The 11,517-nt window shown below is 59.7% G+C and carries 11 protein-coding genes; 4 read left to right on the plus strand and 7 right to left on the minus strand.

Annotated features, from left to right (window positions below; translation table 11 throughout):
* Positions 1-210: 210 nt before the first annotated feature.
* Both hemP and ACR0CA_RS12900 read left to right on the plus strand, forming a co-directional pair.
* On the plus strand, positions 211-378 hold the full coding sequence (hemP, locus tag ACR0CA_RS12895; protein ID WP_170773822.1) for a hemin uptake protein HemP: 168 nt from the start codon (positions 211-213) through the stop codon (positions 376-378).
* The gene (locus ACR0CA_RS12900) at positions 375-848 is read left to right on the plus strand and encodes a hypothetical protein (protein WP_480552010.1); all 474 of its coding nucleotides are present in this window, start codon (positions 375-377) and stop codon (positions 846-848) included. Before hemP ends, ACR0CA_RS12900 begins: the two co-directional genes overlap by 4 nt.
* A 51-nt stretch (positions 849-899) precedes the next feature.
* Here the strand turns inward: ACR0CA_RS12900 and ACR0CA_RS12905 are convergent, their stop codons facing one another.
* The 7 genes from ACR0CA_RS12905 to ACR0CA_RS12935 all read right to left on the minus strand — a co-directional run bounded on the left by ACR0CA_RS12905 (position 900) and on the right by ACR0CA_RS12935 (position 9,302).
* The gene (locus ACR0CA_RS12905; RefSeq protein WP_480899413.1) at positions 900-3,965 is read right to left on the minus strand and encodes an aminotransferase class III-fold pyridoxal phosphate-dependent enzyme; all 3,066 of its coding nucleotides are present in this window, start codon (positions 3,963-3,965) and stop codon (positions 900-902) included.
* A 109-nt stretch (positions 3,966-4,074) separates the two neighbouring features.
* Complete coding sequence (locus ACR0CA_RS12910; RefSeq protein WP_480899431.1) at positions 4,075-4,992, minus strand: NAD(P)-dependent oxidoreductase; 918 nt, start codon at positions 4,990-4,992, stop codon at positions 4,075-4,077.
* A 52-nt stretch (positions 4,993-5,044) separates the two neighbouring features.
* Positions 5,045-5,434 (minus strand): Cu(I)-responsive transcriptional regulator, encoded by a 390-nt coding sequence (gene cueR / locus ACR0CA_RS12915; protein ID WP_170773831.1) that lies wholly within the window; start codon positions 5,432-5,434, stop codon positions 5,045-5,047.
* On the minus strand, positions 5,431-7,902 hold the full coding sequence (locus tag ACR0CA_RS12920) for a heavy metal translocating P-type ATPase (protein WP_480899416.1): 2,472 nt from the start codon (positions 7,900-7,902) through the stop codon (positions 5,431-5,433). The genes cueR and ACR0CA_RS12920 overlap by 4 nt, the downstream gene beginning before the upstream one ends.
* Before the next feature lie 94 nt (positions 7,903-7,996).
* On the minus strand, positions 7,997-8,173 hold the full coding sequence (locus ACR0CA_RS12925) for a hypothetical protein (protein WP_170773835.1): 177 nt from the start codon (positions 8,171-8,173) through the stop codon (positions 7,997-7,999).
* A gap of 31 nt (positions 8,174-8,204) precedes the next feature.
* Positions 8,205-8,825: a pyridoxamine 5'-phosphate oxidase family protein gene (locus tag ACR0CA_RS12930; protein ID WP_480899418.1), complete on the minus strand. Its 621-nt coding sequence runs from the start codon at positions 8,823-8,825 to the stop codon at positions 8,205-8,207.
* A gap of 12 nt (positions 8,826-8,837) precedes the next feature.
* A complete protein-coding gene (locus tag ACR0CA_RS12935; protein ID WP_480899420.1) occupies positions 8,838-9,302 on the minus strand; it encodes a nuclear transport factor 2 family protein in 465 nt (154 codons plus the stop codon).
* A 300-nt stretch (positions 9,303-9,602) separates the two neighbouring features.
* Here ACR0CA_RS12935 and ACR0CA_RS12940 point away from each other — a divergent pair, with 300 nt between their 5' ends.
* Both ACR0CA_RS12940 and ACR0CA_RS12945 read left to right on the plus strand, forming a co-directional pair.
* The gene (locus ACR0CA_RS12940) at positions 9,603-10,181 is read left to right on the plus strand and encodes a TetR/AcrR family transcriptional regulator (protein ID WP_480899422.1); all 579 of its coding nucleotides are present in this window, start codon (positions 9,603-9,605) and stop codon (positions 10,179-10,181) included.
* An 89-nt stretch (positions 10,182-10,270) separates the two neighbouring features.
* Positions 10,271-11,428 (plus strand): acyl-CoA dehydrogenase family protein, encoded by a 1,158-nt coding sequence (locus ACR0CA_RS12945; protein WP_480899423.1) that lies wholly within the window; start codon positions 10,271-10,273, stop codon positions 11,426-11,428.
* Positions 11,429-11,517 lie beyond the last annotated feature (89 nt).

Genomic DNA, 11,517 nt, shown 5'->3' on the forward strand with positions numbered 1-11,517 from the left:
GTTGAAATTGTTCAGTCAGACCTAGCCTTTTCGCAATTTCAGCGCAATTCCACACTCTTGGTTGCAGCGTATAGATTGCCGCTTGACATACCTGAGTAAAATAATCAGATTAACCAGCAAGACACACAGCCAACCCGGAATCGGGTCAGCCATCCCAAAAAACGAGAACAGAAATCGGCCTTTCGCCCGTGACCCTCTGGAGTTGACCTGATGAATGTGCAGAACCCGAACCCGACGCAATCCTACCCCGTATCGATGCTGCCGGCACACAAGGCCGAAGAGCTGACCAAAGGCGGGAACCTTGCTCATATCGCGTTGGGCGACCAGCTTTACACCCTGCGCATTACACGCGCGGGCAAGCTGATCCTGACTAAATGACCGCCTCGTTATCACGCGGAGGGGCGGCGGTTGGAAAGCTGTCCGATCTCAGCCCGATCGAGGCCAGCGCGGTCCTGTACCTGCGGCTTTGGGGCGACGCCACGGCGCGCAAAGATATCGCCTGCAAGATCGGGGTCGACCTTGGCACCGAACCTGAAGCTGTTGCAATGATGACCATTGATCGACTGTGCGCGCTCTGTGCGCATCACGGGCGACGCCCTTTGATCCGTCATCAGGTTGGGTGTTCCTGTCTTGGCGCGGATGAGAACTGTTTTGCGCAGATGATCGCTGCGGCCTCGGAAGGGGCGCGCGAGGACGCGATGATGATGGCGACGCTGATTGTCCGGCCGGACTTTGCCCCCGCACTTACCGCCTTGTCCGAAGAGCTGGGTCTGGCGCTGCGCCGGATGACCGCGCCGCAACCTCTGCCCTCAACCGGGCATCTATCCCCCTCGGCCGCGTTGCATTGACAGCGATGCCGATCCAGACCTCTGGTCATTTCTGGCCAGAGGTCTGATCGTTCAGCAGCACCCGCAGCCGGCATGGTGGTGATCATGATCACATGTTGGGGCAGGGGCATAGTCGCCCACCTCGGCCAAAACATTCCCCAATGCCCACAGGATCATGTCAACGTCCACGGCCTCGATTGTCAGAGGCGGTCGGATTTTGAGGATATTGTCTTTGGGCCCTTCGCTGCCGATTAGAATGCGATGATCGCGCATCCGGTTCTTGACGTATTTGCAGATCTCGGTGCCCTCGGAGCCGTCTGGGTTGATCAACTCGACCCCCAGAAACAGGCCCATGCCCCGCACATCGCCGACACAACCGAAATCGGCCTCGATCCTGCGTAACCCGTCCATCAGCCGTCCGCCCATCACGCGGGCATTGTCCTGCAGCCCCTCGTCATCGACGATGTCCAGCACCTCTTTCCCGATCCGGCAAGACAAGGTCGATCCGCCGAAGGTCGAGAAGAACTCGATCCCGTTGTCAAAGCTTTGTGCGATTTCCCTGGTCGTGACCAACACGCCCAAGGGGTGCCCGTTACCGATCGGTTTGCCCATCACCACGATATCGGGCAGCGCGCCCTGGTGCTCAAAGCCAAAGTAGTACTCACCCAGACGCCCCAGTCCGGTCTGCACCTCATCGGCGATACACACCCCTCCGGCGGCGCGGATTTTTTCGTAGACTGCGGGCAGATATCCTTTGGGTGGGATGATCTGACCCCCGACCGAGGGGAAGGTCTCGGCGATGAAACCGGCGATGCCGTGGCCCTTGTCCTGCAAAGCGGCAATCGCAGGGTCCACAAAATTCGCGAATTTTGTGGCGCGGTCGGGATCGTCGCGCTTGAACGATCCACGATAGTCGTTGGCCACTTCAACCAGTTCGACCCAATCCGCCTGACCCACGCCACCAGGCTTGTTGAACTTATAGGCCGAGATCGCAACCGCCGCATTCGTATTGCCATGATAGCCGTGATCGGGTGTCACGATCCCTTTGGCCCCGGTATGTGCGCGGGCCAGCCGCAGGGCCAGTTCGTTCGCCTCGGTGCCGGAGTTCACAAAGAAACAGACTTCAAGGTGATCAGGCAATTTCGACAGCACCTTATCGGCAAATTCGGTCTGCGCCGGGTGCAGATAGCGAGTGTTCGAGTTCATGCGCCGCAACTGATCAGACGCCACCGCTTGAATGCGTGGATGCGCGTGGCCTACATGGGGGACGTTGTTATAGGCGTCCAGATAGGGGCGACCCCATTCATCGAATAGGTGGTGCTTCCAACCGCGCACCAGCATGACTGGGTCGTCATAGGTCAGGCTCAGATTGCCTCCAAAGTGGTCGCGCCGCCCCTGCAGAATCGCGTGTTTGTCGGCCGGCTGATAAAACACCTTGTCATCGGGCAGGTTCAGCAGCGCCGCCGGGTTGGGGCAAACCGCCTGCCACAGCTCCATCTCATCCGGGTCGCCCACGCCGGGCCAGTCGCTTTGCATCCCGTCGGTGGTCATTGCCAGTTGAAAATGAACGTGTGGGGCCCAGCCGCCGTTCTGCTTGGCATCCCCCAACCGCGCGAACGCTGCGCCCTGCGCCACCGGATCACCGGGCTTAAGTCGATCACATACCTCGGGGTCGAGATGACCATACAGCGTATAGAACGCATCCCCTTCGGGCGTTTCATGATGCAGGATCACCACGCCGCCATAGTCCAGATGAGTATCGCGGTTCTCGACCGCCTCAACCCGCCCGCTGACCGGAGCATGCAACACGGTACCCGCCGGGGCAAAGACGTCTACGGCCAAATGCACCGTGCGCCGGTCAGAGGCCTTCCACGGCCCCTTGCGGAACCCGGGTTCGGCATAGATCAGGCGCGGCTCGTTATAGTAGCCCAGCCACAGGCCTTCGCCATATTCCTCACCTACGCGCGCGGCCTCGGCCAAGGGCATGTGGAACGGGTTTTGCGGCCAGACGCAGTTTTCAACCGACAGCGACCCCATCGGCACATCATTCAGATCCTGTCCGAAAATCGGGGCGAACTGCCCTCGATGTTCGGTTAGGTAAGCGTGGACCCGTTCGGCCCCATCGGTCACAGGCAACCCGCAGGCCACGCGCAACCGCGCGCCCATCAAGCCGCCATTGACCGTATCATTTTCCAGAAACCGCCAGGCAGGGGCCTGGCTAATTGTCACATAGGGATCATCTGGGTTCTTAATTGCCATCAAGGTCGAGTTTACAACCGACACCGCCAACCGCATCCGCAACAGCGGCCAGATCAGATCAACCTCATCTGCCCGCAATCGATTGGCCGCATGATACCCTCGTACCAAAGCGGCCAGCGCTCTCTCAGGCTGTGGGTGGTCTAGAACGATATAGGCCCCAGCGATCGCCAGATCACAAATCCGGGGTGCCGCGCACATGTCCCCAAGATCAATTAAGCCCGCGATAGATTGGCGCTGCCCTAATTCTCCTTCAACCAAAATATTGTAGTCATTGGCATCGTTGTGGATGGCTTGTCTCGGAAGGTCGTTCAAAGTCTCCCGGACAGTGTCGAACTCTGCGCAAATGTCGGACAATAACAAGTGGCGCGCGGCGTCACTGATCGTATCCAGATGATCCGCAATCCAACTGGCTTGCATCAGGTCCCATTTGAAACCCGCGCGATGCAAACCCTCGTGATCGAACCGCTCAAGCGCTCGGTCGGTCGCTCCCAGAACTCGGCCCAGTTTCAGGATCAACTCCTCGGATTTAGGCGCGGCGTTGGCGTAACACGAACCCGGCAGACATTCGAGCAGCCACACCAGCCGGGGGTTTTCGTCCTGATCCGTAATCTGGGGCAATAGCCGCCCATTCAAATCGCTAAACACCTTGGGAAACGGGAGTCCGGGCGCTTCCGAGGCCAGATGCTCCAACGCTTTGATCTGCAAGTCCACCAGCCCGGCCTCGCATCCTGGCCGCATAACCTTCAGAACATAATCCTGCCCATTGGTCGCCCGCGCCAAGAAGTTCAGATCATATTCGCCATCCAGCCGGGTCAGCTTGGCGTCCAATCCCCATTGCGTCCGCAACGCGGCCGCCCAGAACACAGTTATGTCGTCCATTCCAAACCCTGACCCGCGCAAAACGGGATCCTCTTCATCTGGCCAAAAATATCCTCGGGGGGAATCGCGCCCTGGCGCGATGGGGGGGCAGACAGCCCCCCTTTCCCGATCACCCCAAAGCGCGCAACCGCTTGATCAGCGAGGACGTATCCCACCGCCCCCCGCCCAGTTTCTGCACATCCTTGTAGAACTGATCGACCAAGGCTGTCACCGGCAGCGAGGCTCCGGTCTCATCCGCGGTATCAAGGCAAATCCCCAGATCCTTGCGCATCCAGTCGACAGCAAAACCATGGTCGAAATGATCGTCCAGCATCGTCTCATAGCGATTGGCCATCTGCCAGCTGCCGGCCGCCCCCTGGCTGATCACTTCAACAACCGATCGCCCGTCCAACCCGGCCTTTTCCGCGAAATGCAGCGCCTCGCTCAGACCTTGCACCAATCCGGCAATGGCAATCTGGTTGCACATCTTGGTCATCTGACCTGCGCCGCTTTCGCCGATACGGCGACAGATTTTGGAATAGACCTGCATCACCGGTTCTGCCGCATCATAAGCCGCCTGATCTGCGCCGCACATGATTGACAAGACCCCATTCTCAGCCCCCGCCTGACCGCCTGAGATCGGAGCGTCAACAAACGCAATACCTGCGGCTTTCCCGGCCTCGTAAAGCTCACGCGTGACTTTGGCGGATACGGTTGTGTGATCAACAAATATCGACCCTTCGGACATGCCGTGAAACGCGCCGTCCGGGCCATTGCAGACCATGCGCAGATCGTCGTCATTGCCGACGCAGGCCATGACAAAGGCCGCCCCCTCAGCTGCTTCGCGTGGTGTCGCCGCCATCGAGCCCACATGCTGGGCGACCCAAGCCTCAGCTTTGGCTGTGGTGCGATTATATACGGTGACGTCGTGACCGGCGGCTTGCAAATGACCAGCCATCGGATAGCCCATTACACCCAAACCCAAAAACGCGACTTTTGCCATGTGGAGATCCTCTCTGCTGTCCGATACCCACCTAGTGCAGCAGATCGGAATGTTTAGCAGAGACAAAGCAAAGCTGCGCGAAAAGGGCAACCCTGCGCTATGGTTTGCCGCCCAAATCTTGCAGGATCGGACAATCTGGACGGTCGTCTCCGGCACAGGCCTCTACCAGATGGCCCAGCGTATCCCGCATGGCGTTCAGATCGGCGATCTTGGCCTCGATCTGCGCGAGATGTGCCCGGGCGACCTTTTTGACATCCGCGCTGGCGCGGGTTTCGTCCTCATAAAGTGCCATCAGGGTTCGGCAGTCTTCGATGGTGAACCCTAAGGCGCGAGCGCGGCCCAGAAAGTTCAGCTTGTGCACGTCCTGGCTGCGAAATACCCGATACCCGTTGTCGTCCCGCAGCGGTTTGACTAGCCCGATGTCTTCATAGTACCGGATCGTTTTGGCGGGCAGGCCCGTCTGGGTCGACACGTCTCCGATATTCATGAGGCCACCGCCTGAGTTTGGTGTTTCATGTCCCGTTCGGGCAGGCTGGCCCGCACCCGTCGCAAGCGCAGGGCGTTGGTGACGACAAAGACGCTGGACAAGGCCATCGCTCCTGCTGCCAAAGCCGGGGACAGCAGCGGTCCGCCAAGGGGATACAAAGCGCCCGCCGCCACCGGGATCAAAAGGGTGTTGTACCCGAAGGCCCAAACCAGGTTCTGACGGATGTTGCGCATCGTCCGGCGGCTGATCTCAACGGCATTGGCCACACCGCGCAGATCGCCGGACATCAGCACGACATCGGCGGTTTCAATCGCCACATCCGTGCCGGTTCCAATCGCCACGCCGGTGTCGGCAGCGGCCAGCGCAGGGGCGTCGTTGATGCCATCGCCCACAAAGGCCAGCGCGCCAAATTGGTCGCGTAGAGCATTGATCGCCTGCAACTTGCCATCGGGCAGCACCTCGGCGGTCACGTGGTCGATGCCCAGCTTATCGGCCAGCGCCTGCGCTGTGCGGGCGTTGTCCCCCGTGACCATGGCAAGTGTCAGGCCCATCGCGTGCAGCCTGTCCAGAGCCTCAATCGTGCCGGGTTTGACGGGGTCCGACACCGTCAGCAAAGCCGCAGCCTGACCGTCAATCGCCACAAACAAAGGCGTGGCCCCTGCGGCGGCGCGCTGATCTGCCTCGGGCGTCAGGCCCGACAAATCCACCCCGTTCCGGTCCATCAGCCGGGGAGAACCGATCACCACCTCGCGCCCTTCAACCACGGCCCGGACGCCCAGCCCGGTCTGAGATGTGAATTCTGTTGGCTGCGGCAAGTCCGCAGGCCCGGCGCGCGTGATGGCGGTGGCGACGGGGTGCTCGGACCGCGATTCCACCGCAGCGGCCAGGCGCAACACGTCGTCGCGATCGAACCCGTTGACGGTGGTGACACTTTCCAGCTCGGGCCGGCCCATGGTCAGAGTACCGGTCTTGTCCAAGGCCACAACTTTGGCCTGTTGCAACTGTTGCAGCGCATCGCCCTTACGGAACAGAACACCCAACTCAGCCGCGCGCCCGGTGCCGACCATGATCGAAGTTGGCGTCGCCAGACCCATCGCGCAGGGGCAGGCAATGATCAGGACCGAAACCCCCGTGACCAGCGCCATCGGCAGGGCAGGTGCTGGTCCGAAGATCAGCCAGATCGCAATGGTCAACAGTGCAACAGCCAGCACGGCAGGCACAAACCACGCGGTAATCTTGTCGACCAGCCCCTGAATTGGCAGCTTGGCCCCCTGCGCCTGTTCAACCATCCGGATCACCTGCGCCAGAACCGTATCGGCCCCGACCCGCGCCGCACGCACGCGCAGTGCGCCGGTGCCGTTTACCGTGCCGCCCACCACCTGATCGTCGGGGGCTTTACCAACCGGGACGGGCTCGCCGCTGATCATGCTTTCATCGACATAGGACGTGCCGCCCAGCACCACGGCATCTACCGGAACCCGCTCGCCTGGGCGGATTTGCAGGACGTCGCCGACGTTGATCTGGGAAATCGGGCGGTCCACGGTGGTGTTGCCCTGTTCGACGCGCGCGGTTTTTGGCTGCAGGCCTACCAGCTTGCGGATCGCAGCGCCGGTGCGGCCTTTGGCCCGCGCCTCCATCGCGCGGCCCAGAAGGATGAGGACAACGATGACCGAGGCAGCCTCGAAATACACATTCGCGCTGCCTTGCGGTAAGAGGCCTGGCGCGAAAGTGGCGATGACCGAGTACAGATACGCCGCGCCCGTACCCATTGCAACCAGCGCATTCATATCCGGTGCGCGCCGCAGCAGCGACGGAATACCCTTGACGTAAAACACCCGGCCCGGTCCGACCAACAAGGCCGAGGTCAGGGCGAATTGGATCAGGTGGCTGGCCTGCAATCCTATGGTCTGATGTACCCAATGATGAAAGGCGGGGATCATGTGTCCGCCCATTTCAAGGACAAATACGGGCAAGGCCAGCGCTGCCGCGATCAAAGTCGTGCGGGTCAGTGCCGTGGCCTCATGTGCCTTGTCGGCGGAGGTCTCGTCCGTCTGGGCGATATGCGCCGGATACCCTGCATCGCCCGCCAGTTTTGCAAGCGAGGCAGGGTCTGTCGCGCCCTCTACATAGCGGATCGTTGCGCTTTCGGTGGCCAAGTTCACATCCGCTGCGATCACGGCGGGGTCGGTGCGCAACACACGCTCGACCCGGTTCACACAAGAGGCGCAGCTCATCTGGTCGATTTTCATCGTGACATCGGCTGTTGCAGCCGGATACCCCGCAGCCTGCAGCGCTTGCGTTACATCGCTGAGGGGGCCGTCGTACGCGACCTGCGCCGTCGCGGCCGCGAAATTCACCGTTGCCTCGGACACGCCCGCGACGCCTTGCAAGGCCGCTTCCACGCGCCCCACGCAGGATGCGCAGCCCATTCCTGTGATGTTCAACCGGGTTTCATGTGCGGTGGTCATCCGACTCATCCTGATCTGCTGTTGCCCTCTAAGTGGGGGTTCCAGTCACGGGAAGGTCAAGGGTTTATGCCGCATACCCGCCATGCATTGTGGCTCAGCGCTGGGGCAAGGCTTGCAACAACAGCGAGTTATACTGCGCAGGCGGCGCTGCGCGCACCGCTTCGGGCGAGGCAAAAAAGCCCAGCATCAGGACCGATACGCAAGCCAGCAGGCCCAAAAGGCACAGGCCGGTGAGGTTGAGTGTCGTGCGTAGCATTGACAGTTTTTCCATTCCTAAACTCGCTGAGACCTTTCGGGTCGGTTCAAGATCTTTGTGCCAGCTCTTGCCTTAACTTTTCGTTCTCGGCCTGAAGCTGCGCCAATTGCTGGCCAAGCGTGTTCAGATGCGGGCGCAATTCGGCCTCTGTAAAGCGCGGCGTGATGTGTCGGGGGCAGTTCCAGTCCAGCCCCTCCACCCGGATGATCGCGGCGCGTTCGGCCGGTGCTTCGGCCCCATCGGGACAGAGGCTGGCGGCGGCGGCTTCGCCCTCGGTGAACTCTACCCGACCCAATATTTTCAACCGGCGTTGGTTGGCGTAGTCCATCAGGATCATCGCTACCCGGTCATTCCCGTCCAGATTCCCGCGCGAGATATATTGCTTGTTGCCCGAAAAATCGGCGTAGCCGATAGTCGTGGGCCCCAGAACGCGCAGGAACCCAATCGGCCCGCCGCGATATTGTACATAGGGCCAGCCGGTCTCGGACACTGTAGATTGGTAAAACCCGTCCCGCGCCTCGATAAACGCTTTCTCTGCCGGACCGATCTGGTGCCCTTGCTGCGGCCCGTCTTCGATGAACTTGGCATAGGTCCTTGCTGATCCCATCCGCTCCTGATGGGCCAGAACCGCCGGGGTGAAGGTCAATTCGGAAAAGGCGCGGGGCATGGGCGATCCTTTCTACAGGCCCAGATCAGACAGGCCGGGGTGATCTTCGGGCCGTGGGCCTTGAGGCCAGCGGAACAACCGGTCTTCCTCGGCAATCGGCAGGTCGTTCAGCGACGCATGGCGCTTGGCCATCCGGCCATCTTCGGCAAATTCCCAATTCTCATTGCCATAAGACCGGAACCATTGGCCGCTGTCGTCGTGCCATTCATACGCATAGCGCACAGCAATCCGGTTGCCGGAAAAGGCCCAGAGTTCCTTGATGAGACGGTAGTCCAGTTCTTTGTTCCATTTGCGGGTCAGGAAGGCATGGATGTCTTTGTGTCCCGATAGGAATTCAGCGCGGTTTCGCCATTGGCTGTCCTCGGTATAAGCGGGCGTTACCAGATCGGGGTCGCGGCTATTCCAGCCATTTTCAGCCATGCGCACTTTTTGTGTAGCAGTTTCCAGGGTGAAGGGGGGCAGAGAGGGTCGGCTCATGTCTTGATCTTTCAGGTCAGCGCGGCGGCAAGCATCGCAAGTGTCAACAGGAACGGGACGTACTGAGGGGAAAACGGGCTGGTGCGGCGTTTCATTGTAAAGCTCCTAAGTTTACTGATCGGTACATCTTGAAGAGAATGTGTACTGATCGGTAAACTTTTGCAAGTCTCAAAGTGAAAAAACTTTGCGACCGACGCTAAATCGGCTTCTTTTCAAGGCTGTTGACGTTGGATTTCGTGTAACCTTGTCGCGGGACGCGGCTACAATTATGTACTGATCAGTACACTCAGGAGCCGAATCATGCGCCCCAACAAACGCGACGAACTTGTCCGCAATGCGCTGCAGGTCTTTTACAGGGACGGGTTTCACGCCACTGGTATGGACAAGCTGGTGGCGGAAACGGGCGTCTCAAAGACCTCGATGTACAAACACTTCCGGACCAAGGAAGAGTTGATCGTCGCGGCCCTGCAGCTGAGAGACGAGAACTTTCGCACTTGGTTTTATCAGCGGATCGATGCGCTGGGCCAAACGCCGGCGCAAAAGCTGTTGGCCAGTTTCGATGCACTGGCTGAATGGTTTCAGGAAGACGGATATCGCGGCTGCATGTTCATCAAGGCAGGGGCTGAATATCAGGATAAGGATCACCCGATCCACGTTCAGGCGGCCGAGCACAAGCGCCTGTTGTTGGAGTATTTCACCGACTTGGCCCGCGCCGCCGGTGCGGCTGATCCCGAAAAGCTGGGCTGTCAGATATTGATCCTGAAAGAAGGTGCTATCGTGTCCGCTGTGTTGTTGAAAAGCTGCGACCCGGCGCGTGATGCTAAAGACGCGGCGCTGACTCTATTGGAAAGCGCGCTGCCCGGGTGGGAAAAAGTCTGAAAGACGTTGCGTTGCAGCGTCTTTTGGCGCATTGGATTGCAGCGAGACGAAGAGTAACTTCCTGAGAAATTGAAACGGGAGGACACTTGATGTCTTTGTTTACAAGCTCTGCAAGCTGGGTCACTGAAGAACACCGCATGTTCGCCGAAATGGCGGATCGGTTCATGCAGGACGAACTGGTCCCCAACGAAGAGCGTTGGAATGATCAGGGGATGGTCGACCGCGCATTCTGGCAAAAAGCCGGTGAGATGGGCCTGATGGCTGGCTCGATCGCAGAGGAACATGGCGGCGTTGGCGGGGATCTGGGGTTTGACGCGGTCACTCTTTATGCCCAGTCGTCGCACGGCAATTGCGGCTGGGGCTATCCGATCCAGTCGATCGTGATCCACTATCTGACGGCTTATGGCAGCGAAGAGCAAAAGCAGAAATGGCTGCCGAAACTGGCCTCGGGCGAGATGGTCGGCGCGCTGGCCATGACTGAACCCGGCACCGGGTCGGACGTACAGGCGATCCGCACCACCGCAGATAAGGACGGCAATTCCTACCGCCTGAACGGCTCGAAGATCTTTATCACCAATGGCCAGTCGGCTGACCTGATCCTTGTGGCGGCCAAAACCGACAAGTCGCAAGGCTCTAAGGGCGTGTCGCTGATCGCGGTCGAGACCGAGGGCGCCGATGGTTTCCGCAAGGGACGCAACCTCAAGAAGCTGGGCATGAAGGCCAACGACACGGCCGAGCTTTTCTTTGAGGACGTCAAAGTGCCAATGACCAACCTGATTGGCGCGGAAGAAGGTCAGGGCTTTTATCAGATGATGAAGCAGCTGCCCTGGGAGCGGCTGACGATTGCTCTGATCGCGCTGGGTTCGATTGATTTCGCCATTGCCGAGACGGTGCGCTACGCGCAAGAGCGTAAGGCCTTTGGTCAGCGCGTGATGGATTTTCAGAACACGCGCTTCAAGCTTGCGGAGTGCAAGACCAAAGCCGAGGTTCTCCGCAGCTTCCTTAACGATTGTCTGGCTCAGCTGCAGGCGGGTACGCTGGATGCGGCCACGGCGTCGATGGCGAAATACTGGGGTAGCGAAATTCAGAATGAAATCATGGGCGAATGCCTCCAGCTGTTTGGCGGTTATGGATTCATGATGGAATACCCAATTGCGCGGCTTTACGCGGATGCGCGGGTACAGACCATCTATGGCGGCACCAATGAGATCATGAAAGAACTCATCGCCCGCTCTCTGGACAAATAAGAACGACAGGGCGCTCCCGCCCGTCGTCGACGTTTCCTGCGAAACATCTCCTCCCGTTGGGCCGGGCAGGCGCGGGCAGAGCCCGCGCC

The organism is Ruegeria sp. F12 (genome assembly GCF_056533885.1).